This window comes from Streptomyces sp. DSM 41931 (genome assembly GCF_050271085.1).
Taxonomy (GTDB): Bacteria; Actinomycetota; Actinomycetes; order Streptomycetales; family Streptomycetaceae; genus Streptomyces; species Streptomyces albogriseolus.
The window spans coordinates 6,273,686-6,299,372 of sequence record NZ_CP189902.1; the positions used below are offsets into that span (position 1 = coordinate 6,273,686).

Below are 25,687 nucleotides of genomic sequence, written 5' to 3' on the forward strand. Positions count from 1 at the left end.
CGACGGATCACCTGGAGCACACCCTCATGAGCAGCGAGTCCACCACCATCCGCTGGGAGCAGGACGACACCGGCGTCGTCACCCTCGTCCTCGACGACCCCGACCAGTCCGCGAACACCGTCAACAAGGCGTTCCGCGACTCCTTCGCCGCGATCACCGACCGCCTGGAGGCGGAGAAGGACTCCCTCCGCGGCGTCATCCTCACCTCCGCCAAGAAGACCTTCTTCGCCGGCGGCGACCTGCGCGACCTGATCCGGGTTACCCCCGACACCGCCCAGGAGCTGTTCGACGGCGGCCTGGCCTTCAAGCGCCAGCTGCGCCGCATGGAGACCCTGGGCAAGCCGGTCGTCGCCGCCATCAACGGCGCGGCCCTGGGCGGCGGTTACGAGATCGCCCTGGCCTGCCACCACCGCATCGCCCTGGACGCCCCCGGCTCCAAGATCGGCTGCCCGGAGGTCACCCTGGGCCTGCTGCCCGGAGGCGGCGGCGTCGTCCGCACCGTCCGCCTGCTCGGCATCACCGACGCGCTGCTGAAGGTGCTCCTCCAGGGCACCCAGTACAGCCCGCGCCGCGCCCTGGAGAACGGCCTGGTCGACGAGGTCGCCGAGACCCGCGAGGAGATGCTCGCCAAGGCCCGCGCCTTCATCGACGCCCACCCCGAGTCCGCGCAGCCCTGGGACCGCCCCGGCTACCGCATCCCCGGCGGCACCCCGTCGCACCCCAAGTTCGCCGCCAACCTGCCCGCCTTCCCGGCCAACCTGCGCAAGCAGACCGGCGGCGCCCCCTACCCGGCCCCGCGCAACATCATGGCCGCCGCCGTCGAAGGCGCCCAGGTCGACTTCGACACCGCCCAGGTCATCGAGGCCCGCTACTTCGTGGAGCTGGCCGCAGGACAGACGTCGAAGAACATGATCCAGGCGTTCTTCTTCGACCTCCAGGCGGTCAACTCCGGCGCGGGCCGCCCCAAGGGCGTCCCGGCCCGCAAGGTCACCAAGGTCGCCGTCCTCGGCGCCGGCATGATGGGCGCCGGCATCGCCTACTCCTGCGCACGCGCCGGCATCGACGTCGTCCTCAAGGACGTCTCCCTCGAGGCCGCGCTCAAGGGCAAGGGCTACTCCGAGAAGCTGTGCGCCAAGGCCGTCGCCAAGGGCCGCACCACGCAGGAGAAGGCCGACGCGCTGCTCGCCCGGATCACGCCCACCGCCGAGGTGTCCGACCTCGCCGGCTGCGACGCGGTCGTCGAGGCCGTCTTCGAGGACACCTCCCTCAAGCACAAGGTCTTCCAGGAGGTGCAGAACGTCGTCGCGCCCGGCGCGCTGCTCTGCTCCAACACCTCCACCCTGCCCATCACCGCCCTCGCCGAGGGCGTCGAGCGGCAGGAGGACTTCATCGGCCTGCACTTCTTCTCGCCCGTCGACAAGATGCCGCTCGTCGAGATCATCAAGGGGGAGCGCACCGGCGAGGAGGCCCTCGCCCGCGCCTTCGACCTGGTCCGCCAGATCAACAAGACCCCGATCGTGGTCAACGACTCCCGCGGCTTCTTCACCTCCCGCGTCATCGGCCACTTCATCAACGAGGGCGTGGCGATGGTCGGCGAGGGCATCGAGCCCGCGTCGGTCGAGCAGGCGGCGGCCCAGGCGGGCTACCCGGCCAAGGTGCTCTCCCTGATGGACGAGCTGACCCTCACCCTGCCGCGGAAGATCCGCCGCGAGACACAGCGGGCCGTCGAGGAGGCGGGCGGCACCTGGACCCCGCACCCGGCCGAGGCGGTCGTGGACCGCATGGTCGACGAGTTCGGCCGCACCGGACGCTCCGGCGGCGCCGGCTTCTACGACTACGACGAGAACGGCAGGCGCGGCCTGCTGTGGCCCGGGCTGCGCGAGCACTTCACCAAGCCCGGGCACACCATCCCGTTCCGCGACATGCAGGAGCGGATGCTGTTCTCCGAGGCGCTGGACACCGTCCGGCTGCTGGAGGAGGGCGTGCTCACCTCCGTCGCCGACGCCAACATCGGCTCCATCCTCGGCATCGGCTTCCCGGGCTGGACCGGCGGCGTCCTGCAGTACATCAACGGCTACGAGGGAGGCCTGCCCGGCTTCGTCGCGCGCGCCCGCGAGCTGAGCGAGCGCTACGGCGAGCGGTTCACCCCGCCCGCCCTGCTGGTGGAGAAGGCGGAGAAGGGCGAGATCTTCACGGACGCCCGCTGACCTCGCGGGAGAGGCCCGGCGAGCGGCGGCTCAGCCGTCCTCGTCGAGCCACTCCCGCAGCTCCTCCTTCAGCGACCGCTGGAACGTGGTGAGCAGCGCCTGCACCACCAGCGGATGCATCCGCGCGGACAGGGACCGCACGTCGCGCGAGTCCTTGTCCGCCACCGCGTCGCGCAGCAGCCGCGACAGCTCCCGGGCGGCCGCGCGGGAGTGCTCGGTGAGCACCGCGCGTGCGGCCAGCACCGACTCGTGCGACAGCGGCACGTCCAGCAGCTCCACCCCGAGCCGCAGCAGCCCGGCGTCCACCCGGAACACCTCGCCGTCCGGGCCGGCGCCGGGATCGCCCACCCGCTCCACGACGTCCATCGCCGCGAGCCGCTCCAGCTCCTCCTCGCCCAGCGCGCGCCCCGCCCGGCGCTCCAGCTCCGCACGGGACACCGTCTCCACCGTGCCCGGCGCCCAGGACGCCACCACCGCCCGCTGCACGGCCAGGTCCCGCACGCTCAGGTCCGGCGGGAGCTGCGCCAGATAGCGTTCGATCGCGGCCAGGGTCATGCCCCGGCTCTGCAGCTCCTCGATCAGTTCGAGGCGCCCCAGGTGCTCCCTGCCGTAGCGGCCCACCCGCCGGGGACCGAGCACCGGGGGCGGCAGCAGACCCTTCGTGCCGTAGAAGCGGACCGTGCGCACGGTGACCCCGGCCCGGGCCGCCAGCTCGTCGATCGTCAGGGCCTCCGTCTCGGTCGTCATGTGCAGCAGTATCGCTGTCCCACCGCCGCTGTGACACCTCCGCTGTCATCCCGGTCGTCGCGGCGGCGCTGTCGGTGCCGGCCGGTACGGTGCGGCCATGACCGAGATCAGATACGTCCGGGGTGACGCCACCGCTCCGGCGGTGAAGGGCGTCAAAGTGATCGCCCATGTGTGCAACGACATCGGCGGATGGGGCAAGGGCTTCGTCCTCGCCCTGTCCCGCCGCTGGCCCGAGCCGGAGGCGGCGTACCGCGCCTGGCACCGCGACCGTGCCGCCAACGACTTCGGCCTGGGCGCGGTGCGGCTCGTCCAGGTCGAGCGGTACGTGTGGGTGGCCAACATGATCGGCCAGCGCGGCGTGCGCACCGGCAGCAAGGGCGTCCCGGTCCGCTACGAGGCCGTCGACACGGCCCTGGACCGCCTCGCCGGACACGCCCTCGAACTCGGCGCGTCGGTCCACATGCCCCGCATCGGCTGCGGCCTCGCCGGCGGCACGTGGTCCCGCGTGGAACCTCTCGTGGAGAACCGCCTGGTCCGGAGGGGGATACCGGTCACGGTGTACGACCACGACTGACGCCGCCGCGACCCCACGCATCGTCAAACGCCCTCTTCTGCACCGGAGTTCACCGGGGTACCGTCCGGCGCATGCCGATACGCACGCGCCCCACGACCTGGAGAACGCTCGCGACGGCGGCCACCGCCGCCCTGACGGCCACCCTGCTCACCCCCGCCGCGGCGGACGCCGCCCCGCGAGAGAGCCGCCCCGTCCACTCCTACGCCGACGCCGTTCGCGAGGCCGTCTGGGTGGACACCGGCCTCGACGAGGACCGCGACGGACGCACCGACCGGGTCGCCGTCGACATCGTCCGTCCCCGCGAGGCCGCCCGCAAGGGCCGCAAGGTCCCCGTCATCATGGACGCCAGCCCGTACTACTCCTGCTGCGGGCGGGGCAACGAGAGCCAGACCAAGACCTACGACGGACACGGCGACATCGTGCGGATGCCGCTGTTCTACGACAACTTCTTCGTGCCGCGCGGCTACGCCGTCGTCGGCGTCGACCTCGCCGGCACCAGCCGCTCCGACGGCTGCGTCGACGTCGGCGGCCGCTCGGACATCCGGTCGGCCAAGGCCGTCGTCGACTGGCTGAACGGCCGCGCGAAGGCGTACAGCAGCCGCACCGGCGGCGAGCCGGTGCGCGCCGACTGGACCGACGGCAGCACCGGCATGATCGGCAAGAGCTGGGACGGCACCATCGCCAACGGTGTCGCCGCCACCGGCGTCGAGGGACTGAAGACCATCGTCCCGATCGCCGCGATCTCCACCTGGTACGACTACTACTTCTCCCAGGGCGCACCGCTCTACGGCTCCGGACCCGACCGGCTCGCCCGCTACGTCCAGACCCCCGAGGCCCGCGAGAACTGCGCGGAGGTCGCCCGCGAGCTCGTCGACGGCGCCCCGCGCACCGGCGACCGCACCCCGCTGTGGACCGCACGCGACTACGTCCGCGCCGCGAAGAAGGTCCGCGCCAGCGTGTTCCTGGTGCACGGCATGCAGGACCTCAACGTCCGCATGCAGCACGTCGGCCCCTGGTGGGACGCCCTCGGGAAGAACGGCGTCCGGCGCAAGATCTGGCTGTCGCAGACCGGCCATGTCGACCCCTTCGACTTCCGCCGCGCGGAGTGGGTGCGCACCCTGCACCGCTGGTTCGACCACGAACTCAAGGGCATCGACAACGGCATCGACCGAGAACCGGTCGCCGACATCGAGCGCGCGCCCGACGAGTGGGTCACCTCCGCCGCCTGGCCCCCGCGCGGCACCCGCCCCGTCACCCTGCGTCCCGCGCGCGGCGCCCAGGACGGCGTCGGCACGCTCGGCCGGCGTCCCGACCGGTCCACCGCGACCTTCACCGACGACCCCGCGCTGGGCGAGACCGACTGGGCCGCCCGGATCGACACCCCGACCCCGGAGAAGGCGGGCTTCGTCACCCGCCCGCTCACCCGCGGCCTGCGCCTGGCCGGCTCCTCCCGGGTGACCGTCACCGTCACGCCCAGCACCCCGACGGCCCATCTCTCCGCCGTCCTGGTCGACCTCGGCCCCGACACGGTCCGCGACTACGGCGACGCCGGCGAAGGCATCGTCACCCTGCCCGAACGCACCTGCTGGGGACCGAGCACCGAGGGCGACAGCTCCTGCTACCGGGAGACCCGCGCCAAGACCGCCGACGTCGGCCACACCGTCGTCAGCCGCGGCTGGGCCGACCTCGGCGAACACGCCGGAACCGGCCGGGGCGAACCGCTCGTCCCCGGGAAGCGCTACACGCTCACCCTCGACCTGGCCGCCACCGACCACGTCGTCCCCCGCGGCCACCGGCTCGCGCTGATCGTCGCCGGCACCGACCGCGGTCTGATCGACCCGCCGGCCGAGACCCCGACGCTCACCCTCGACCTGGCCCGCACCTCCGCCCGGGTCCCCTTCGTCGGCGGCGCCGCCGCGTTCGCCCGCGCCACCTCCGGACCGCCCGTCACGGCGCCGCGCAGCGCACCGGACGGCGTCCGCCCGCCCGCCACCGCCCACCGGGTCCCGGGGGGGACCCGATGAGACGACGCGCCGCGCTCCTCACCGCCACCGTCCTCACGGGCCTCGCCGCGACCCTCGTCACCGCCCCCGCCGCCGGGGCGCACGACACCGTGGCCCCGCCGCGCACCGGCTTCGAGCAGAGCCACGGCGCCCGCTGGACCACCCAGCCCGAGGAACAGCGCTTCCTGGACACCGTCGACCGCGCGAGCGGCCGCGTCCATGTCAGCCGCATCGGCACGACCGCCCAGGACCGCCCCCTGCGGCTGGTCCGCATCGGCGCGGACCGGAGCCCGAACACGGTCCTCCTGGTGTGCAGCCAGCACGGCGACGAACCCTCCGGCCGGGAGGCCTGCCTCACCACGATCCGCGACCTGGCGTACGCCGGCGACCGGCGGACCAGGCGCTTCCTGGAGCGGACCACAGTGCTCGTCGTCCCCACCGCCAACCCCGACGGGCGGGCCGCCGACACCCGGGGCAACAGCGACGGCGTCGACATCAACCGCGACCACGTCGCCCTCAGGACCGCGGAGGGCCGGGCGCTGGCCGCCGTGATCCGCGACGAGCGGCCCGACGTGATCTACGACCTGCACGAGTACGGCGCCACCCCGCCGTACTACGACAAGGACCTGTTCGACCTGTGGCCGCGCAACCTCAACACCCATCCCGCGGTCCACGACGTCGCCCGGTCCCTGTCCGAGGACCACATCCGTCCCGCCGCCGGCGCCGCCGGGTACTCCACCGGCACCTACGGCATCTGGACCGACCCGGTCACCGGCGACCCGATCCGGCAGACCGCCGGCGACGGCCAGGAACGCATCCTGCGGAACCTGTCCGGCGTCAAGCACGCCGTCGGGCTGCTCATCGAGAGCCGCGTCGACCCGCTCACCGACGAGGAGAAGGCCGATGAGGCGCTCAACAACCGGCGCAGGGTGCACTCGCACCTCGCGGCGCTGAACGGCCTGATCCTGTTCTCCTGGGAGCACCGGGCGAAGGTCGAGGCGGTCACCGCCCGGGCCCGCGCCGCCGGGTACGCGGACCGCGGGCCGGTGTACCTCGGCGGCGCCGACAACGAGACGCCCGAACCCTCCGAGGTGCTCGCCGACCCGCCGTGCGGTTACCGCCTCACCGCAGGTCAGTACGCGGATGTGGGCGACGAGCTGGCCCTGCACGGCGTACGCGTCCAGCGGGAGGGAGACGGGGTGTTCGTATCGCTGCGGCAGCCGCTGCGGGCGCTCGTCCCGCTGCTCCTGGACGGCCGTGCGACGTACCACCTGGCCGAAGGCGAGGCGGTCACGTCCTGCCGATGAGGTGAATTTTGCGCCATCGGTGGTAAGGGCCTATCGGGAGGAGGGCTCTCCGCCCGAAGGCTCGGACGAAAGGTTCCGCCTGTGACGCAGGACGACCGAAGCGACAAGGACTCCACGGCAGGCCCGCTGCCCGGCTCCGAAGCGGGCCTGCCCGGCCGGGACAAGCCGCGCACCGACTGGGTGGTGTTCGGCGTCACCGCCGTGCTCACCCTGGCCTTCGTCCTGTGGGGAGCCGTCTGGACGGACTCACTGGAGGGCGTCTCCGCCGACCTGCTGGCCGGACTGATGCACAACGGCGGCTGGGGCTTCATCCTGGCCGCCTCCGGCTTCGTCGTCTTCGCCCTGTGGCTGGCCGCCAGCCGCTACGGCCGCATCACGCTGGGCGCCGAGGGCGAGGAGCCGGAGTTCCGCACGGTGTCCTGGATCGCCATGATGTTCAGCGCCGGCATGGGCATCGGACTGATGTTCTGGGGCGTGAGCGAACCGCTCGCGCACTTCGGCACCCCGCCGCCCGGCACCGGCCCGCAGGACTCGGGCGACCGGATGTCGACGGCCATGGCCACCACGCTGTTCCACTGGACGCTCCACCCGTGGGCGATCTACGCCGTGGTCGGCCTCGCGATCGCCTACAGCACCTTCCGGCGCCGCCGCCGGCAGACCGTCAGCGCCGTGTTCACCCCGCTCATCGGCGAGAAGAACGCGAGCGGCGCCGCCGGCCGGGTCATCGACGTGCTCGCCATCATCGCGACCGTCTTCGGCTCGGCGGCCTCCCTCGGCCTCGGCGCGCTGCAGATCGGCTCCGGCGTGGAGAAGCTCGACTGGCTGGACAAGGTCGGCACCGGGCTGCTGGTCTCCATCATCGCCGTGCTGACCGTGGCGTTCGTGGCGTCCGCGGTCTCCGGCGTGGAGAAGGGCATCCAGTGGCTGTCCAACACCAACATGGTGCTGGCGCTGCTCCTCGCCGTGTTCGTGTTCGTCGCCGGCCCCACCGTCCTCGTCCTCGACCTGCTGCCGACCTCGGTCTTCACCTACCTCGGCGACCTGCCGGAGATGGCCGGCCGCACCGAGATCAGCGGCGGCGAGGGAGTCGCCGACTGGCTGGGCAGCTGGACCGTCTTCTACTGGGCGTGGTGGATCTCCTGGACGCCGTTCGTCGGCATGTTCATCGCCCGCATCAGCCGCGGCCGGACCATCCGTCAGTTCATCGGCGGCGTCATCCTCGTGCCCAGCGCGGTCAGCCTGGTCTGGTTCGCCATCTTCGGCGGCTCGGCGATGCGCCTGCAGGAGCAGAACCGGCTCGGCGACGAGACCACCCCCGAGGGCCGGCTGTTCGCCGTGCTGCAGGAGTTCCCCGTCGCCACCATCACCAGCCTGCTGGTGATGGTCCTCGTGGGCATCTTCTTCGTCTCGGGCGCCGACGCGGCCTCCGTCGTGATGGGCACCCTCTCGCAGCAGGGCTCCCTCGAACCCAGCCGCTGGGCCGTGGTGTTCTGGGGCGTGGTCACCGGGGCCGTGGCGGCCATCATGCTCATGGTCGGCAGCGGCCAGGGCGACGCCCTGACCGGTCTGCAGAACCTCACCATCCTCGCCGCGGCGCCGTTCGTGGTCGTCATGATCTTCATGTGCGTGGCGCTCATGCGCGACCTGCGCCACGACCCGCTCGTCGTCCGCGGCAAGATGGGCAGCGAGGCGGTCGAACTCGCGGTCATCGAGGGCCACAAGAAGTACGACGGCGAGTTCGAGCTGCGCGTCGGACCCGGCCGCGGACCGGACGTCGAGGGCGACCCCATCGGCAAGCACTGACCCGCGCGGGCCGTGCCGTGACGCGGGGCGGGCGCCGGACGCCCGCCCCGCGCCTCACGTCGCGGCCAGCCCCGCCGCCTGACGCGCACACCCCCAGGCCACGGTGACGCCCGCGCCGCCGTGGCCGTAGTTGTGCACCAGCACCCGCCCGTCCGGCAGCCGGGTGCGCTCCAGACGGACCGCGTCCCGCGCGGGACGCAGCCCCACCCGGTGTCCCAGCACACGGGCCTGCGCGATCTCCGGGCGCAGCGCCGCGCACCGCCGCACGATCGCCTCGGCCGCCGCCGGGTCCGGCCGGTCGGACCACACGTCCTCCTCGGCCGTGCCGCCCAGCAGCAGCCGCCCCGGCTGCGGGAAGAAGTACGCCATCGACCCGTCCGCGCCCTCGGTGACCATCCAGGTGCGGATCCCCGGGTTCTCCACGACCACCAGCTGCCCCCGCACCGGCCGCACCGACGGGTCCGGCACCAGCTCCCGCGCCGCCAGGCCCGTGCAGTTGACCACCACCGGCGCGTCGGCCTCCGCGAGATCCGCCACCGCACGCGTCTCCACCGTGCCGCCCGCCGCCGTCAACCGGTCCCGCAGATACGGCAGATGGGCCGGCATGTCGATCAGCGGCAGCCGCGCCCACAGCCCCCACCCGCCCGGGTACTCCGCCTCCGACACCGGACGCAGCCCCGGCAGCCGCGCGGCGGCCCACCCGCCGACCTCGTCCATCGGCGTCTCGCCCAGTACTCCCTCGACCATCCGTACGCCCGTCGCGTCCGGCCGCAGCGCCAGCTCCTCGTACACGTCGAGCGACTCCAGCGCCCACGCCCGCGCCGACTCCGGGGGGTCGATGCGGTACGGCCACCACAGGGCGCCCGCGACCGCCGAGGTGGTCGCCCCGACCGGGTCCCGCGTCCACAGCCGCACCCGTACGCCCCGCTCGGCGAGGACCACCGCCGTGGTCAGCCCGGTCACCCCGCCGCCGACCACCACGACACCGCTGTCCTTTTCGCTTCCCATCCGGCGGACGGTAGCGGATGTCCGCGCGCGTGCTCGGGTCCGGTCCCGGGTGGGAATACTCACGGCATGTCTGCCGAGTACGCGACCTTCGGCCTGGCGCCGGCGACCCGCCCCGGGGGGCTCCTCGCCGGCGGGGACTTCCAAGTGCACCGCGACTTCGTCGACTTCGTGGTCGACGGACGCCCGCTGCTGTACCGCCTGTCCGACCTGGACGCCGTCTCCCCGCTCGCCTCGGACGTGCCGCCGTCCCTCTTCACCGCCCAGGTCCGCGGCCTGCTGCTGGAGACGGGCGCGCCCCTGCCCGACGGCCGGTACGTCGTCTACGGCTGCCCCGAGTGCGAGGAGCTCGCCTGCGGCGCCGTGACCGCGGTCATCGAGCGGGACGGCGAGGACGTCATCTGGCGGGACTTCGCCTGGCAGACCGGCGCCCACGCCGACCTGGAACGCGACGGCTACCACGGGATGGGCCCGTTCCGCTTCCGCGGCGCCGAGTACCGCGCCGCCCTGACCGCCCTCCTGGACGGCGACCTCCCCGGCAGCCGCCGCCGCGTCCTGCTCATCGGCGCCCGCGTGGCCCTGCTCGCCCGGCTGGCCGCCGCCCTGCGCACCATCGGCATCGGCGCCGACATCACCCAGAGCGCCGACGGCGTCCCCGCCGGCGAACTCCGGTCCTACGGCGCGGTGCTGTTCGGCCGCTCCGCCCCCGCGCGTGAACGCGACGCCGTGCGCCGGGCGCTGGCCGGCGCCGGGGCGGACGTGCCCTGCGTCGACGCGCTCGCGCCCGTGGTCCCGCTGCTGGTCGCCCAGACCGAACAGGCCCTGGAGGCGGGCCGGGACGACCACCGGCGGCTGACGGACCTCACCGCGGCCGGCGGCGCCGCCGAGTTCGAGGTGGTGTCCGCCTGCCGCGTCCGGCTCACCGCGCACCGCGTCGACCGCCTCTCCCGCGCGCACAGCCGGGACCTCTTCGACGCGGTCCTCGAACCCGGCCGGCACCGCGTCCCGCTGGATCCGCCCGCGGTGAAGGGCGAGGCGTACCTCGTGGCCCGCACCGCCGGAACGGTGCTGGTCACCGCCGTCCGCCCCTGACCGGCCCGGAGCCCTCGCCCCGCCGCCGAGGCTCTAGGATCGGCGGTCTGATGACTGCCACCCTCGTCGCCAAGAACCTCGCCGCCGGACACGGCGACCGCTCCCTGTTCGCGGGGCTCGACCTCGTCGTCGCCCCCGGCGACGTGATCGGCCTGGTCGGGGCCAACGGCGCCGGCAAGTCCACGCTGCTGCGCCTGCTCGCCGGGCTCGCCGCGCCCGAGGAGGGCGAGCTGCGGCTCTCCCCGCCCACCGCCACCGTCGGCCACCTCCCGCAGGAGCCGGAGCGGCGGCCCGGCGAGACCGTGCGCGCCTTCCTGGCCCGCCGCACCGGAGTCGCCGAGGCCCAGCGCGCCATGGACGAGGCGACCCAGGGACTGGTCGACGGCGCCCCCGGCGCGGACGACGCCTACGCCACCGCCCTCGAACGGTGGCTCGCGCTGGGCGGCGCCGACCTCGACGAACGCGCCGAGGAGGTCGCCGCGGCCCTCGGTCTGGACGTCGGCCTCGACCAGCCGATGACCGCCCTGTCCGGCGGCCAGGCGGCCCGCGCCGGGCTCGCCTCCCTCCTGCTGTCCCGCTACGACGTCTTCCTGCTCGACGAGCCGACCAACGACCTCGACCTGGACGGCCTGGAACGCCTCGAACGGTTCGTGAGCGGCCTGCGCGCCGGCACGGTCGTCGTCAGCCACGACCGCGAGTTCCTCTCCCGCACGGTCACCAAGGTCCTCGAACTCGACCTGGCCCAGCGGCAGATCAACCTCTACGGCGGCGGCTACGACGCCTACCTGGAGGAGCGCGAGGTGGCCCGCCGCCACGCGCGCGACGAGTACGAGGAGTACGCCGACAAGCGCGCCGCGCTCCAGGACCGGGCGCAGACGCAGCGCGCCTGGATGGACAAGGGCGTGAAGAACGCCCGCCGCAAGGCGGGGAACGACAACGACAAGATCGGCCGCAAGTTCCGCAGCGAGGCCAGTGAGAAGCAGGCCGCCAAGGCCCGGCAGACGCAGCGCATGATCGAGCGCCTGGAGGTCGTCGAGGAGCCGCGCAAGGAGTGGGAGCTGCGCATGGAGATCGCGACGGCCCCGCGCTCCGGCGCCGTGGTCGCCACCCTGCGGGACGCCGTGGTGCGCCGCGACGGCTTCGCCCTCGGCCCGGTGACCCTGCAGATCGACTGGGCCGACCGGGTCGCGGTGACCGGCGCGAACGGCGCGGGCAAGTCCACCCTGCTCGGCGCCCTGCTGGGCCGCGTGCCGCTCGACGCGGGCCACGCCGCCCTGGGCTCGGGCGTGCTGCTGGGGGAGGTCGACCAGGCCCGCGCCCTGTTCCACGGCCCGGAGACCCTGCTGGACGCCTTCCGGCCCTCGGTCCCGGACCTGGAGCCGGCCGACATCCGCACGCTGCTCGCCAAGTTCGGCCTCAAGGCGGAGCACGTACTGCGGCCCGCGGCGACCCTGTCACCGGGCGAGCGCACCCGCGCCGCCCTCGCGCTGCTCCAGGGCCGGGGCGTCAACCTCCTCGTCCTGGACGAGCCGACCAACCACCTCGACCTGCCCGCCATCGAGCAGCTGGAGTCGGCTCTCGACGCCTACGAGGGCACGCTGCTGCTGGTCACCCACGACCGCCGCATGCTGGACGCGGTCCGTGTGACCCGCCGTCTGCACGTCACCGACGGCGCCGTGACCGAACGCTGAGCCGGTCCCGGGCCCCGCACGGGGCCCCGGGACCGCACTCCTGCGCTCAGCGGCGGCCGCTCTTCGGGTCCAGCAGACCCGCGCGGCGCAAGGCGTCCGCCATCGCGCCGTTGGCCGGGGCGGGCGCCTGACGCGCACCGCCGCCGCCCCCGCCCCCGCGGGCCTGGCGCTGCTGCGGGGGCCGCCCGCCGCGCTGCCGCCGCTCGCCGCCCGACGGACCGCCCTGCGGGGCCGCCTCGTCGTCCAGACGCAGCGTCAGCGAGATCCGCTTGCGCGGGATGTCGACGTCCAGCACCTTCACCTTGACGATGTCGCCCGGCTTCACCACGTCACGCGGGTCCTTGACGAACGTCTTCGACATCGCGGAGACGTGCACCAGACCGTCCTGGTGGACGCCGACGTCGACGAACGCGCCGAACGCGGCCACGTTGGTCACCACGCCCTCCAGGATCATCCCTGAGGACAGGTCGGAGATCTTCTCCACGCCCTCCTTGAAGGCGGCCGTCCTGAACGCCGGACGCGGGTCGCGGCCCGGCTTCTCCAGCTCCTTGAGGATGTCGGACACGGTCGGCAGACCGAAGGTGTCGTCCACGAAGTCCTGCGGGCGCAGCGAGCGCAGCACCGCCGTGTTGCCGATGAGCGAGGCCACCTCCTGCCCGGTGGTCTTCACCATCCGCCGCACCACCGGGTACGCCTCGGGGTGCACACTGGACGCGTCCAGCGGGTCGTCGCCGCGGATCCGCAGGAAGCCCGCGCACTGCTCGTACGCCTTGGGGCCGAGCCGGGCCACCTTCTTCAGTTCGGAGCGGCTCCTGAACGGCCCGTGGGAGTCGCGGTGGGCCACGATGTTCTCGGCGAGACCGGAGGAGATGCCGGACACCCGGGCGAGCAGCGGGGCGGACGCGGTGTTGACGTCCACGCCCACGCCGTTCACACAGTCCTCCACCACCGCGTCCAGCGAACGCGACAGCTTCACCTCGGACAGGTCGTGCTGGTACTGGCCGACGCCGATCGACTTCGGGTCGATCTTCACCAGCTCGGCCAGCGGGTCCTGGAGGCGGCGCGCGATGGACACCGCGCCGCGCAGCGACACATCCATGTCCGGCAGCTCCTGCGAGGCGAACGCGGAGGCCGAGTACACGGAGGCGCCCGCCTCGGACACCATCACCTTCGTCAGCTTCAGCTCGGGGTGCCTGGCGATGAGTTCGCCGGCGAGCTTGTCGGTCTCGCGGGACGCCGTGCCGTTGCCGATGGCGATCAGCTCGACCGCGTGCTCCTCGGCGAGCCGGGCCAGCTTGGCGATCGCCTCGTCCCAGCGGTTCGCCGGGACGTGCGGGTGGATCACGTCCGTGGCGACGACCTTGCCGGTCGCGTCGACCACGGCGACCTTCACGCCCGTGCGGAAGCCGGGGTCCAGGCCGAGCGTCGCGCGCGTGCCGGCCGGGGCGGCCAGCAGCAGGTCGCGCAGGTTGGCGGCGAACACCCGCACCGCCTCGTCCTCGGCGGCGGTGCGCAGCCGCAGGCGGAGGTCGAGGCCCAGGTGCACCAGGATGCGCGTGCGCCAGGCCCAGCGGACCGTGTCCAGCAGCCACTTGTCGCCCGGGCGGCCCCGGTCGGCGATCCCGAACCGGTGGGCGACGACGCCCTCGTACGACGAGGGGCCGTCGGTGGGCTCCTCCGGCTCCAGGACGAGGTCGAGGACCTCCTCCTTCTCGCCGCGCAGCATCGCCAGCACCCGGTGCGAGGGCAGCTCGGTGAAGGGCTCGGAGAAGTCGAAGTAGTCGGCGAACTTGGCGCCCGCCTCCTCCTTGCCCTCCCGCACCTTCGCCGCCAGCCGCCCGCGCACCCACATGCGCTCGCGCAGCTCGCCGATCAGGTCGGCGTCCTCGGAGAAACGCTCGGTGAGGATGGCCCGCGCGCCGTCCAGAGCGGCCTGCGGATCCGCGACGCCCTTGTCGGCGTCCACGAACGCGGCGGCCGCGGCGAGGGGCTCGACACCGGGATCGGCGAGCAGCCCCTCCGCCAGCGGCTCCAGACCCGCCTCGCGGGCGATCTGCGCCTTGGTGCGCCGCTTGGGCTTGAACGGCAGGTAGATGTCCTCCAGGCGCGCCTTGGTCTCCGCGCCCCGGATGCGGGCCTCGAGCTCCTCGGTGAGCTTGCCCTGCTCACGCACCGAGTCGAGGATCGCCGTGCGCCGCTCCTCCAGCTCCCGCAGATAGCGCAGCCGCTCCTCGAGCGTGCGCAGCTGCGCATCGTCGAGCATCTCGGTCGCTTCCTTGCGGTAGCGGGCGATGAAGGGCACCGTCGAACCGCCGTCCAGCAGTTCCACGGCGGCCCTGACCTGCCGCTCCCGTACGCCGAGTTCCTCGGCGATCCTGCCTTCGATGGACCCTGCGAGGGGTGTCGTCACGTTCCCGTACCGCCTTCTCACTGAGGTTGCGCGGCAATTGTGGCAGGTGACGACGACAATCGGGGATCAGGGCGGCGACGCGCCCCGGCGCCCCTCGGGCGGACTCAGGCGCGACGCCCGCGCGCGGTGGAGGACGCGCCGCCGAACAGCCGGGCGAGCGCCCGGAACGGCAGGGTCACGACGGTGGCGACGGCGCCGCCGATCTGGCGCAGGACATCTGCGATGGCACGGAACACGTGGTACCCCTTTCCCCTTTGGACCGTCCGGCCGGACTCCCTGCGGGTACCTCGTCCAGACCTCACCATGCACGGGGGACGGAGGCGTCCTCGGGGGCGGACAGGTTCCAGGTGAACCGCGGCGCCCTGCGCTCCAGAAACGCCGTCACCCCCTCCGCGGTGTCCTCGCTCGCGGCGGCCGCCTTGTGCCAGTGGTCGTCGCGGCCGGTGCGGCCGTCGGCGAACTCCTTCGCCGCCGCCTGGGTCAGCAGCGACCGCGAGGCCAGGATCCGGGTGAACTCGGCGACCCGTGCGTCCAGCGCGCCCGCGGGCAGCACCTCGTCCACCAGCCCCGTGCGCAGCGCCCGCTCCGTGTCGATCAGCTCGCCCGAGAAGAGAAGGTACTTGGCGGTCGCGGGGCCCACCAGCGACACCAGCCGCCGGGTCGCGGAGGACGGGTAGACGATGCCCAGCTTCGCCGGGGTCACCCCGAACCGCGCGCCCTCTTCGGCGAACCGCAGGTCGCAGGCGGCCGCGAGCTGCGCCCCGCCTCCCACGCAGTGGCCGCGCACGGCGGCCAGGGTCGGCTTGGGGAAGGCCGCAAGGGCCTCCTCGGCGGCGACGGCCAGCCGCTGCGCCTCCAGCGGCGAGCCCTGGAGCGTGGAGATGTCCGCCCCGGCGCAGAAGGTGCCGCCGTCGCCGGTGAGCACCAGCGCCCGCACGGCCGGGTCGTCCGCCAGCGCGCCGAGCAGCGGGGGCAGGGACGCCCACATCGCGGCGGTCATCGCGTTGCGCTTCGCGGGATGACGGATGACGACCGTGGCGACCGAGTCGGTCACGCTGTGCAGCAGCTGCGGCTCCTCCATGCGGCGGATGCTATCCGCCCCGGTCACGGCCCCGGACGGCGGGCCGGACCCGGCGTTACGACCGTCACGGGCGGGGGACACGGGGGAGCGGGAGCGTCGGGAAGAGGGGGACGAGACCCGGGAGGCAGCCATGACCAGGTCCACCGCAGCCGCGGGCCCGCGGGGCGACACGGCGAAGCTGAACCGCGGCTTCGGCCTGCTCGCCGTGCTCGGGGTGATCCTCGTCGTCGCCGGGCTGATCGGCCTGATCTACACGGCCGCCGCCACGCTGACCACGATGCTGCTGTTCGGCTGGCTGCTGCTGGTCGGCGGGATCGTCGGGCTGCTGCACGCGGTGCAGGCGCGGCAGACGAACTTCTTCTGGCTGGGCGTGGTCGTCGCCGCCCTGAACATCGCGGCCGGGGTGGTGATCATCAAGACCCCGGAGGCGGCGGCCGAGGCGCTGACCATGTTCGCGGCGCTGCTGTTCCTGACCGGCGGGGTGTTCCGGCTGGTCGGCAGCCTGGTGGTCCGCGGCCCGCAGGTCGGCTGGACGCTGGTGCAGGGCGCCTTCGGGCTGCTCCTCGGCATCCTCGTCCTGGCCACCTGGCCGAGCAGCAGCCAGTACGTCATCGGCACGTTCTTCTCGTTGTCCCTGCTCTTCGACGGGCTGGGACTGATCGCCACCGGCTACAGCGGCCGGCGCGTCGTGGGCATGGTCGCCGGGAAGTAGCCGCGGACGCCCGCGGGGCGCCTCGTCGCGTACAAACCGAAGAGTGCCCCGGAACGGCACACAACGGACGCGAACGGTCCCACGTCCGCCCCAGCGAGGCATGAACGGTCGGAAACGCTCGATATCCGCTGACTTCTGTTCAGCGCGGAAGGGCGGAGGCGATCGGTCCCAACACTCGACGTGTGGTGACAATCGAGCGTGAGGGCGGCGAACCGCTGCCGTACGAAGGTGTCTGGCGGTTCACCGCCCCTGCCGTGGACGCCTCGGTGCCACAGGCCCGGCACGCCGTGCGGGACCTGCTGCTGCGGCAGGGGGTGCCGGTCGCGGACGACGTGGTGCAGGGCCTGCTGCTGATCGTCTCCGAGCTGGTCACCAACGCGGTCAAACACGCGGCGCTGCTGTCCCCGATGCTCGCCGTCGAGGTCGCGGTGGGCGCCGAGTGGATCCGGGTGTCCGTGGAGGACAACCACCCCTACCGTCCCACCGCCCTGGAGAACGACTACGGCCGCACCGGCGGCCGGGGACTGCTCCTGGTGCGCGAGATCACGCGGGAGGCCGGCGGGGCCTGCGAGGTGGAGCACACGTCCGCCGGCGGCAAGGTGATCTGGGCCGCCCTGCCGCTCAAGCCCGCGCAGACCTACTAGCCGCGCGGTACGGCGCCGCCGTCACCACCCCGCCGACGGGCCCGTCAGCTCCCGCACGGCGGGCCGCGCCGCGTCCAGCACGGTCATGAACCACGCCGAGAAGGTGTCCTTCGCGTGCCGCTCCGCCAGGTCCTCCGGTGTCACGAACGCCGTGGCGGCGACCTCGTTCCCGTCGGGCCGCACCGGCGACTGCACCATGCCGACGAAGAGGTGGTTGAACTCCTGCTCCACCAGGCCCGAGGCCGGGTCCGGGTGGTTGTAGCGGACCGTGCCCGCCTCCGCCATCAGCGACGGCGACACCCCCAGCTCCTCGTACGTCCGCCGGGCCGCCGCCGCGAACGGCGCCTCGCCCGGGTACGGGTGGCCGCAGCAGGTGTTCGACCACACACCCGGGGAGTGGTACTTGCCGAGCGCCCGCTGCTGGAGCAGCAGCCGGCCGCGCTCGTCGAACAGGAACACGGAGAACGCCCGGTGCAGCTTCCCCGGCGGCTGATGGGCGGAGAGCTTCTCCGCGGTGCCGACCGTCACGCCGTCCTCGTCGACCAGTTCCAGCAAAATCGGCTCGGCGGTGCCGCTCGACGGGCTGTTCGTCGCGGTGGCAGGTGTGATCGGCATACCCATCCTTCACTCGGTGTTCGCGCCCCAGTCTGCCGCACGAATCCGGCACTCCCGGCACTCCGGTCCTCTCCCGCATGTCCCGCTCCCGGCTCGACGGGCGGTCGTGGCGACAGCCGGACGGCACCGGACCCGCGCTGATCGTGCCCGCGACGGGCGTCGGCGATGCGTGAAGGCCGCGTTCCCCGGCGCATCGGCGCGCCCAGGGGGCGTGCGCGCCCCTCCGGGCGACACCTACGCGCCGAGTGACCCCGACGGGTTCAGTGGCACAGCCGCGCCTCGTGCTCCGCGTGCCCGCGGGGCTCCAGCTGGAAGGTGCAGTGCCGCACGTCGAAGTGGTCGCCCAGGCAGTCCTGCAGCTCGTGCAGCATCTTCTCGTGCCCGATCGCGTTCAGCGTGTCCACGCTGACCACCACGTGCGCGGAGAGCACCGGCATCCCCGAGGTGATCGTCCAGGCGTGCAGGTCGTGCACGTCCTCCACCCCCGGCGTGTCCAGGATGTGGGCCCGCACCTCGGCCATGTCCACGCCCTTGGGCGCCGCCTCCAGCAGCACGTCGAGCGTCTCGCGCAGCAGCCTCAGCGTGCGCGGCACGATCATCAGCGCGATCACCAGGGAGGCGATCGGGTCGGCGGCCGTCCAGCCGGTGGTGACGATCACCAGTGCGGCCACGATCACCGTGACCGAGCCGAGCGCGTCCGCCGCCACCTCCAGGAAGGCGCCGCGCACGTTCAGGCTCTCCTTCTGCCCGCGCATCAGCAGCGACAGCGACACCAGGTTGGCGGCCAGGCCGACGGCGCCGAACACCATCGCCAGACCGCCCTCCGTGGCCGCCGGCGTGATGAACCGCTGGACCGCCTCGTACAGCACGTAGCCGCCGACGCCGAGCAGCAGCAGACAGTTGGCCAGCGCCGCGAGGATCTCCGCCCGGGCCAGCCCGAAGGTGCGCCGCTCGCTCGGCGGGCGGCCCGCGAAGTGGATCGCGAGCAGGGCCATGCCCAGCCCCAGGGCGTCGGTCGCCATGTGGGCGGCGTCAGCGACCAGGGCGAGCGAGTCGGCCAGCATGCCGCCGACGATCTGCACGACCATGACGAAGACCGTGATCCCCAGCGCGATCCGCAGCCTTCCCCGGTAGGCCGCGCTGACCGTGCCGCCGGACGGCGCCCCGTGCGCGTGCCCGTGACCGTGGCCTGCCCCCATGCCCTCCGCCGCCCTTCCGTCGCTGCCCTGCCGCTGCCTTCCGCAGCACAGTGAACTACGGGGCGGGGGTATCGGGCAACGCGGCACTGAACACCGTTGTCATGTGCCCTGACCTGCGGAAACGATCCGCAGGTCAGGCGTGCTCGGCGCCCTGGAGGAGCTGCCAGCCGTGCCAGGCGGACTCGACCATCTCGCGCACCGAACGGCGCGCCGTCCAGCCCAGACGCTCGCTCGCGAGGGCGGCCGAGGCCACGGCGCGGGGCGGGTCGCCGGGGCGCCGCGCCTCGACCACCGGGGTGCGGGTGTCGCCGGTGACCTCCCCGATGACCGTGATCAGCTCCCGGACGGAGACGCCCTCACCGCGGCCGATGTTCAGCGTCAGGTCGCCCTCGACGCCGCCCTCCGCCAGCGCGCGCACCGCCGCGAGGTGGGCCTCCGCCAGGTCGGCCACATGGATGTAGTCACGAATGCAGGTGCCGTCCGGCGTGGGGTAGTCGTCGCCGAAGATACGCGGGGCCTCGCCGCGGGTGAGCCGGTCGAAGACCATCGGCACGATGTTGAAGACGCCGGTGTCGGCCAGTTCGGGGGCCGCCGCGCCCGCGACGTTGAAGTAGCGCAGGCACACCGTGTCGATGCCGTGCGCCCGGCCCGCCGCCCGCACCAGCCACTCCCCGGCGAGCTTGGTCTCGCCGTAGGGGTTCACGGGGGCGCAGGGCGTGTCCTCCGTGATGAGGTCCACGTGCGGGTCGCCGTAGACGGCCGCGGACGAGGAGAAGACGAAGCGCCGGACGCCCGCCTCCGCGACGGCGTCCAGCAGGGTCGCCAGACCGCCCAGGTTCTCCCGGTAGTAGCGGGTGGGTTGGGCCACCGACTCGCCGGGCTGCTTGCGCGCGGCGAGGTGCAGCACACCGGTCGCACCGTGCTCGGCGAGCGTCTTGGTCAGCAGGTCGCCGTCCAGCGCGGAGCCCCTGACGAGCGGGACGTCCTCGGGCAGCCGAGCCGGGACCCCGGCGGAGAGGTCGTCCAGCACGACGACACGCTCCCCGGCGTCGGTCATGGCCCGCACCACATGGGCCCCGATGTATCCGGCTCCGCCGGTGATCAGCCACGTCATGGTGGTCCACCCTAAGGCGAGCCACCGGCGCGGTTTGTGAGCCGGGGCCGGTATCCCCGATGATGAGCACGGCACAGCAGCGGGCGAACCGCGTCGATCCGGTCGGCGAACGGGTGGTGAACGCGGGCTTCCGCGAATCCGATAGCCTCTGCCGACATGCCGCCCGCAGGGCCTCCGAACGGGCGCATCACCGTGTACATGACCGGCGTGGACGCGTCGCCCCCAGGGAGTGAGTTTTCGGTTGCCGACCGCCATCGTCACCGGCCCCCCGGTTCCCGGCTCGTCACTCGAGGGCGACCTGCGCTCCCTCGGCTTCGACGTGCGGCCCGCCGCCGGCGCCGCGGAGGCCGAGACACTGCTCGCCGGGGTCCCCGGGGAGGAACGGGTCGCCCTGGTCGACACCCGGTTCGTCGGACATCTGCACGCCCTGCGGCTCGGTCTGACCGACCCCCGCTTCCCGCTCTCCGCGATCCCCGGCGCCGTCACCGCCCAGCGATCCGGCCGCCAGGCCCTGACCCGCGCGATGGCCCGCGAGAACTCCGCCTCCGGCCAGGGCGCCGGCAACGGCACGCTGGTGGCCGGCCTCCCGGACCGGGTCACCGCCGCCCTCGACACCGAGGTGCACCGCCCCGAGCTCGGCAGCCTGGTCGCCGCCGTGCCCGCCGACCCGCAGGCCCGCAACGAGGCCCGGCAGGCCGTCGCCGCCGTGGACGAGGAGGCCGTCCGCCTCAGGTCCGCCGTCAAGGCCCGCGACGGCTTCTTCACCACCTTCTGCGTCAGCCCCTACTCGCGCTACCTCGCGCGCTGGTGCGCCCGCCGCGGACTGACCCCGAACCAGGTCACCACCGCCTCCCTGCTCACCGCGCTGATCGCGGCCGGCTGCGCCGCCACCGGCACCCGCGCCGGTTTCGTCGCCGCCGGCGTGCTGCTTCTCGGCTCGTTCGTGCTGGACTGCGCCGACGGACAGCTCGCCCGCTACTCGCTGCGGTACTCCACGCTCGGCGCCTGGCTCGACGCCACGTTCGACCGGGCCAAGGAGTACGCCTTCTACGCCGGCCTCGCCCTCGGCGCGGCCCGTACCGGCGACGACGTCTGGGCCCTGGCGCTCGGCGCCATAATCCTCCAGTCCTGCCGGCACGTGGTCGACTTCTCCTTCGCCGAGGCCAGGACCGGCGCCGCGGACGGCCCGGCCGCCGCCCTGTCGGGCCGCCTGGACCGCGTCGGGTGGACGGTCTGGGTGCGGCGCATGATCGTCCTGCCGATCGGCGAGCGCTGGGCGCTGATCGCCGTCCTCACGGCCGCCACCACCCCCCGCGTCACCTTCTGGGTGCTGCTCGCCGGCTGTGCCTTCGCCGCCGCGTACACCACCGCGGGACGCGTGCTGCGCTCCCTGCGCGGCGGCCGGGTCGAGGACGAGGCCGCCCAGGCCCTCGCCGACCTCGCCGACAGCGGACCGCTCTGCGAGCTGCTGCCCCGCTCCCGGGCCCGCGGCGGCGTGGCCGCCGCCGCGCTCGGCGCGGTGCTGGTGACGGGCTCCGCCCTCGTGTGGGGCGCCGGATGGCAGACCGTCCTGGCCGCCGTCGCCTACGTGATCTGCTCCGCCGCAGCGGTCGGCCGCCCCCTCACCGGGCGCCTCGACTGGCTCGTCCCCCCGCTGTTCCGCGCCGCCGAGTACGGAACCGTCCTGGTCCTGGCGGCCGACGCGGAGGTGAACGGAGCCCTTCCGGCGGCCTACGGCCTGGTGTCCGCGGTCGCCTACCATCACTACGACACGGTCTACCGCATCCGCGGCGACGCGGGCGTGCCCCCGCGCCTGCTGGTGCGGGCGATCGGGGGGCACGAAGGCCGCACGCTGGCGGTCGCCGTCCTGGCGGCCGTGCTCACCGCGTCAGGATTCACCGTCGCGCTCACGGTTCTCGCCGTGGCCGTGGCTCTCGTGGTGCTCGCCGAGAGCATCCGCTTCTGGGTGGCCGCCCACCAGGGTGGCGCGCCCGCCGTACACGACGAAGGAGAACCCGCATGATCGGCCTCGTGCTGGCGGCCGGCGCCGGCCGGCGTCTGCGCCCCTACACCGACACGCTGCCCAAGGCGCTGGTGCCGGTGGGGCCCGCGGGCATAGAAGGGGAGCCGACGGTCCTCGACCTCACGCTGGCGAACTTCGCGGAGATCGGGCTGACCGAGGTGGGTGTCGTGGTCGGCTACCGCAAGGAGGCCGTGTACGAGCGGCAGGCGGCGCTGGAGGCGAAGTACGGGCTGAAGCTGACGCTGATCGACAACGACAAGGCGGAGGAGTGGAACAACGCCTACTCGCTGTGGTGCGCGCGGGACGCCCTGAAGGACGGTGTGATCCTCGCCAACGGTGACACGGTGCATCCGGTGTCGGTGGAGCGGACGCTGCTGGACGCGCGTGGTGACGGTAAGAAGATCATCCTGGCGCTGGACACGGTGAAGAAGCTCGCCGACGAGGAGATGAAGGTCGTCGTCGACCCGGAGCAGGGGATGACGCGGATCACGAAGCTGATGGACCCGGCGGAGGCGACGGGTGAGTACATCGGCGTGACGCTGATCGAGGGCGGGGCGGCGGAGGCGCTGGCGGACGCGTTGAAGGCGACGTTCGAGCGGGACCCGCAGCTGTACTACGAGGACGGCTACCAGGAGCTGGTGAACCGGGGTTTCCGGATCGACGTGGCGCCGATCGGCGACGTCCGGTGGGTCGAGATCGACAACCACGACGACCTCGCCCGCGGACGGGAGATCGCGTGCCAGTACTGACCCGGCTCATCCCCTCGCCGGTCGTCGTCGACATCCGCCCCGGCGCCCTCGACGACCTGGCCTGCGTCCTCGCGGACGAGCGCATCTCGCAGTCCGGCCGGCTCGCCATCGCCGTCAGCGGCGGCTCCGGCGCCCGGCTGCGCGACCGCGTCGCGCCCTCGCTGCCCGGCGCCGACTGGTTCGAGGTCGGCGGCGGCACCATCGACGACGCGGTCCGGCTGGCCGGCGCCATCCAGGGCGGCCGCTACGACGCGGTCGTCGGCCTCGGCGGCGGGAAGATCATCGACTGCGCCAAGTTCGCCTCGGCGCGCGTCGGCCTGCCCCTGGTCGCGGTCGCCACCAACCTGGCGCACGACGGCCTGTGCTCGCCGGTCGCCACCCTCGACAACGACGCGGGACGCGGCTCCTACGGCGTGCCCAACCCGATCGCGGTCGTGATCGACCTCAACGTCATCCGCGAGGCCCCGGTCCGGTTCGTCCGCTCCGGCATCGGCGACGTCGTCTCCAACATCTCCGCCGTCGCCGACTGGGAGCTGTCCCACCGCGTCAACGGCGAGAAGGTCGACGGACTCGCCGCCGCCATGGCCCGCCAGGCCGGCGAGGCCGTGCTCCGGCACCCGGGCGGCGTCGGCGACGACGCCTTCCTCCAGGTGCTGGCCGAGGCGCTGGTCCTCACCGGCATCTCGATGTCCGTGTCCGGCGACTCCCGGCCCTCCTCCGGCGCCTGCCACGAGATCAACCACGCCTTCGACCTGCTCTACCCGCAGCGCGCCGCCGCCCACGGCGAGCAGTGCGGACTGGGCGCCGCCTTCGCGATGTACCTGCGCGGCGCGCACGAGGAGTCGGCGGCCATGGCCGAGGTGCTGCGCCGGCACGGACTGCCGGTGCTCCCCGAGGAGATCGGGTTCTCCGCCGACGAGTTCGTCCGCGTCGTCGAGTACGCCCCCGAGACCCGCCCCGGCCGCTTCACCATCCTCGAACACCTCGCCCTGACCACCGAACAGATCAAGGACGTCTACGCCGACTATGTCAAGGCCATCGGTAGCTGAACTCCGTCCGGTCGTGCACCCCGCGGGGGTCAAGGACCGGCGCAGCGGTGAGCACTGGATGGGACGCCTCTACATGCGCGAGGTGTCCCTGCGGGTCGACCGCTACCTGGTGAACACCCGGGTCACCCCCAACCAGCTCACGTATCTGATGACCGTCTGCGGTGTCCTCGCGGCCCCCGCCCTCCTGGTGCCCGGCATCACGGGGGCGGTCCTCGGGGTGGTCGCGGTCCAGCTGTACCTGCTGCTCGACTGCGTCGACGGCGAGATCGCCCGCTGGCGCAAGCAGTACTCCCTCGGCGGCGTCTACATGGACCGGGTCGGCGCCTACCTGACCGACGCCGCCGTACTGGTCGGTCTCGGCCTGCGCGCCGCCGACCTGTGGGGGACCGGCCGCATCGACTGGCTGTGGGCCTTCCTCGGCACCCTCGCCGCGCTGGGCGCGATACTCATCAAGGCGGAGACCGACCTGGTCGGTGTCGCCCGCCACCAGAACGGACTGCCCCCGGTGAAGGAGTCCGCCTCCGAGCCGCGCTCCTCCGGCATGGCGCTGGCCCGCCGGGCCGCCGCCGCCCTGAAGTTCCACCGGCTGATCCTGGGCATAGAGGCGTCCCTGCTGATCCTGCTCCTCGCGATCCTCGACGCATCCCGGGGCGACCTGTTCTTCACCCGCCTCGGCACCGCGGTCCTGGCCGGGATCGCGCTGCTGCAGACCCTGCTGCACCTCGTGTCCGTCCTCGTCTCGAGCAGGCTGAAGTGAGCGCGGGCATGAAGGTCGGCGCGGTCGTCATCACGATGGGCAACCGCCCCGACGAACTGCGGGCCCTGCTCGACTCGGTCGCCAAGCAGGACGGCGACCCCGTACAGGTCGTGGTCGTCGGCAACGGCTCGCCCGTGCCGGACGTGCCCGAAGGGGTCAAGACCGTCGAGCTGCCCGAGAACCTCGGCATCCCCGGCGGGCGCAACGTGGGCATCGAGGCGTTCGGGCCCAGCGGCCGGGACGTCGACATCCTGCTCTTCCTCGACGACGACGGCCTGCTCGCGCACACCGACACCGCCGAGCTGTGCCGGAAGGCGTTCGCCGACGACCCCTCGCTCGGCATCATCAGCTTCCGCATCGCCGACCCGGACACCGGCGTCACCCAGCGCCGGCACGTGCCCCGGCTGCGCGCCTCCGACCCGATGCGCTCCTCCCGCGTGACCACCTTCCTCGGCGGCGCCAACGCGGTGCGCACCCAGGTCCTCGCGGAGGTCGGCGGCCTGCCGGACGAGTTCTTCTACGCCCACGAGGAGACCGATCTGGCCTGGCGCGCCCTCGACGCGGGCTGGATGATCGACTACCGGTCCGACATGGTGCTGTACCACCCGACGACCGCCCCCTCGCGGCACGCGGTGTACCACCGCATGGTGGCCCGCAACCGCGTCTGGCTCGCCCGGCGCAACCTGCCCGCCCCGCTCGTCCCGGTGTACCTGGGCGTGTGGCTGCTCCTCACCCTCCTGCGCCGCCCCTCGGGCCCCGCCCTCAAGGCGTGGTTCGGCGGCTTCAAGGAGGGCTGGACCTCGCCCTGCGGCCCCCGCCGCCCCATGAAGTGGCGTACGGTGTGGCGGCTGACCCGGCTGGGCCGGCCCCCGGTGATCTGACAAGCTTCGAGTCCGGGGATCCGG

General features: G+C 73.3%; 22 protein-coding genes. 14 read left to right on the forward strand and 8 right to left on the reverse strand.

Annotated features, from left to right (window positions below; translation table 11 throughout):
• Positions 1-26 precede the first annotated feature (26 nt).
• Positions 27-2,207 carry a 3-hydroxyacyl-CoA dehydrogenase NAD-binding domain-containing protein gene (locus tag ACP7TJ_RS28675; RefSeq protein WP_367462684.1) on the forward strand — a complete coding sequence of 727 codons (2,181 nt, stop codon included), beginning with the start codon at positions 27-29 and terminating at the stop codon, positions 2,205-2,207.
• 30 nt (positions 2,208-2,237) lie between these two features.
• On the opposite strand, the gene ACP7TJ_RS28680 is transcribed toward ACP7TJ_RS28675, so the two are convergent.
• Positions 2,238-2,954: a MerR family transcriptional regulator gene (locus tag ACP7TJ_RS28680; RefSeq protein WP_093764072.1), complete on the reverse strand. Its 717-nt coding sequence runs from the start codon at positions 2,952-2,954 to the stop codon at positions 2,238-2,240.
• A 97-nt stretch (positions 2,955-3,051) separates the two neighbouring features.
• On the opposite strand from ACP7TJ_RS28680, the gene ACP7TJ_RS28685 reads away from it, so the two are divergent.
• From ACP7TJ_RS28685 to ACP7TJ_RS28700, 4 genes are all read left to right on the forward strand, one after another.
• On the forward strand, positions 3,052-3,528 hold the full coding sequence (locus ACP7TJ_RS28685; RefSeq protein ID WP_367548359.1) for a macro domain-containing protein: 477 nt from the start codon (positions 3,052-3,054) through the stop codon (positions 3,526-3,528).
• Between the two features lie 71 nt (positions 3,529-3,599).
• Positions 3,600-5,552: a Xaa-Pro dipeptidyl-peptidase gene (locus tag ACP7TJ_RS28690; protein ID WP_427766428.1), complete on the forward strand. Its 1,953-nt coding sequence runs from the start codon at positions 3,600-3,602 to the stop codon at positions 5,550-5,552.
• Positions 5,549-6,838 carry a M14 family metallopeptidase gene (locus ACP7TJ_RS28695; RefSeq protein WP_427766431.1) on the forward strand — a complete coding sequence of 430 codons (1,290 nt, stop codon included), beginning with the start codon at positions 5,549-5,551 and terminating at the stop codon, positions 6,836-6,838. The genes ACP7TJ_RS28690 and ACP7TJ_RS28695 overlap by 4 nt, the downstream gene beginning before the upstream one ends.
• An 81-nt stretch (positions 6,839-6,919) precedes the next feature.
• Positions 6,920-8,641 (forward strand): BCCT family transporter, encoded by a 1,722-nt coding sequence (locus ACP7TJ_RS28700; protein WP_093764069.1) that lies wholly within the window; start codon positions 6,920-6,922, stop codon positions 8,639-8,641.
• A gap of 54 nt (positions 8,642-8,695) precedes the next feature.
• Here the strand turns inward: ACP7TJ_RS28700 and ACP7TJ_RS28705 are convergent, their stop codons facing one another.
• The gene (locus ACP7TJ_RS28705; RefSeq protein WP_266402756.1) at positions 8,696-9,649 is read right to left on the reverse strand and encodes an FAD-dependent oxidoreductase; all 954 of its coding nucleotides are present in this window, start codon (positions 9,647-9,649) and stop codon (positions 8,696-8,698) included.
• Between the two features lie 66 nt (positions 9,650-9,715).
• Here ACP7TJ_RS28705 and ACP7TJ_RS28710 point away from each other — a divergent pair, with 66 nt between their 5' ends.
• Together ACP7TJ_RS28710 and ACP7TJ_RS28715 are read left to right on the forward strand one after the other, a co-directional pair.
• Positions 9,716-10,738 (forward strand): oxidoreductase, encoded by a 1,023-nt coding sequence (locus tag ACP7TJ_RS28710; protein ID WP_266402759.1) that lies wholly within the window; start codon positions 9,716-9,718, stop codon positions 10,736-10,738.
• Between the two features lie 50 nt (positions 10,739-10,788).
• Entirely contained in the window at positions 10,789-12,429 is a 1,641-nt protein-coding gene (locus ACP7TJ_RS28715) for an ABC-F family ATP-binding cassette domain-containing protein (RefSeq protein ID WP_427766436.1), read from the forward strand.
• Between the two features lie 46 nt (positions 12,430-12,475).
• On the opposite strand, the gene ACP7TJ_RS28720 is transcribed toward ACP7TJ_RS28715, so the two are convergent.
• From ACP7TJ_RS28720 to ACP7TJ_RS28730, 3 genes are all read right to left on the reverse strand, one after another.
• Positions 12,476-14,839 carry a Tex family protein gene (locus tag ACP7TJ_RS28720; protein WP_427766439.1) on the reverse strand — a complete coding sequence of 788 codons (2,364 nt, stop codon included), beginning with the start codon at positions 14,837-14,839 and terminating at the stop codon, positions 12,476-12,478.
• Between the two features lie 104 nt (positions 14,840-14,943).
• Positions 14,944-15,075 carry an LPFR motif small protein gene (locus ACP7TJ_RS28725; protein WP_251100090.1) on the reverse strand — a complete coding sequence of 44 codons (132 nt, stop codon included), beginning with the start codon at positions 15,073-15,075 and terminating at the stop codon, positions 14,944-14,946.
• 62 nt (positions 15,076-15,137) lie between these two features.
• Positions 15,138-15,920 carry an enoyl-CoA hydratase/isomerase family protein gene (locus ACP7TJ_RS28730; protein WP_390920389.1) on the reverse strand — a complete coding sequence of 261 codons (783 nt, stop codon included), beginning with the start codon at positions 15,918-15,920 and terminating at the stop codon, positions 15,138-15,140.
• Between the two features lie 130 nt (positions 15,921-16,050).
• Between ACP7TJ_RS28730 and ACP7TJ_RS28735 the strand changes: the two genes are divergently transcribed.
• Together ACP7TJ_RS28735 and ACP7TJ_RS28740 are read left to right on the forward strand one after the other, a co-directional pair.
• Complete coding sequence (locus tag ACP7TJ_RS28735) at positions 16,051-16,632, forward strand: HdeD family acid-resistance protein (RefSeq protein WP_093764063.1); 582 nt, start codon at positions 16,051-16,053, stop codon at positions 16,630-16,632.
• Between the two features lie 182 nt (positions 16,633-16,814).
• The gene (locus ACP7TJ_RS28740) at positions 16,815-17,276 is read left to right on the forward strand and encodes an ATP-binding protein (RefSeq protein WP_093764062.1); all 462 of its coding nucleotides are present in this window, start codon (positions 16,815-16,817) and stop codon (positions 17,274-17,276) included.
• Between the two features lie 21 nt (positions 17,277-17,297).
• Here the strand turns inward: ACP7TJ_RS28740 and idi are convergent, their stop codons facing one another.
• The 3 genes from idi to galE form a co-directional block, all read right to left on the reverse strand.
• Complete coding sequence (gene idi, locus ACP7TJ_RS28745) at positions 17,298-17,891, reverse strand: isopentenyl-diphosphate Delta-isomerase (protein ID WP_093764061.1); 594 nt, start codon at positions 17,889-17,891, stop codon at positions 17,298-17,300.
• A gap of 260 nt (positions 17,892-18,151) precedes the next feature.
• The gene (locus ACP7TJ_RS28750) at positions 18,152-19,090 is read right to left on the reverse strand and encodes a cation diffusion facilitator family transporter (protein ID WP_228918106.1); all 939 of its coding nucleotides are present in this window, start codon (positions 19,088-19,090) and stop codon (positions 18,152-18,154) included.
• 133 nt (positions 19,091-19,223) lie between these two features.
• The gene (gene galE, locus ACP7TJ_RS28755) at positions 19,224-20,204 is read right to left on the reverse strand and encodes a UDP-glucose 4-epimerase GalE (RefSeq protein WP_093764059.1); all 981 of its coding nucleotides are present in this window, start codon (positions 20,202-20,204) and stop codon (positions 19,224-19,226) included.
• 241 nt (positions 20,205-20,445) lie between these two features.
• Here galE and ACP7TJ_RS28760 point away from each other — a divergent pair, with 241 nt between their 5' ends.
• Genes ACP7TJ_RS28760 through ACP7TJ_RS28780 form a run of 5 tightly spaced genes read left to right on the forward strand, consistent with a single transcriptional unit; the run spans position 20,446 to position 25,663 of the window.
• The gene (locus ACP7TJ_RS28760; RefSeq protein ID WP_391107215.1) at positions 20,446-22,227 is read left to right on the forward strand and encodes a DUF5941 domain-containing protein; all 1,782 of its coding nucleotides are present in this window, start codon (positions 20,446-20,448) and stop codon (positions 22,225-22,227) included.
• Positions 22,224-22,976, forward strand: a complete 753-nt coding sequence (locus ACP7TJ_RS28765) for a phosphocholine cytidylyltransferase family protein (RefSeq protein ID WP_266402781.1) — start codon at positions 22,224-22,226, stop codon at positions 22,974-22,976. The genes ACP7TJ_RS28760 and ACP7TJ_RS28765 overlap by 4 nt, the downstream gene beginning before the upstream one ends.
• The gene (locus tag ACP7TJ_RS28770) at positions 22,964-24,025 is read left to right on the forward strand and encodes an iron-containing alcohol dehydrogenase family protein (RefSeq protein ID WP_093769265.1); all 1,062 of its coding nucleotides are present in this window, start codon (positions 22,964-22,966) and stop codon (positions 24,023-24,025) included. Before ACP7TJ_RS28765 ends, ACP7TJ_RS28770 begins: the two co-directional genes overlap by 13 nt.
• 13 nt (positions 24,026-24,038) lie before the next feature.
• Entirely contained in the window at positions 24,039-24,782 is a 744-nt protein-coding gene (locus tag ACP7TJ_RS28775) for a CDP-alcohol phosphatidyltransferase family protein (RefSeq protein ID WP_093769264.1), read from the forward strand.
• 8 nt (positions 24,783-24,790) lie between these two features.
• On the forward strand, positions 24,791-25,663 hold the full coding sequence (locus ACP7TJ_RS28780; RefSeq protein WP_208839351.1) for a glycosyltransferase family 2 protein: 873 nt from the start codon (positions 24,791-24,793) through the stop codon (positions 25,661-25,663).
• Positions 25,664-25,687 lie beyond the last annotated feature (24 nt).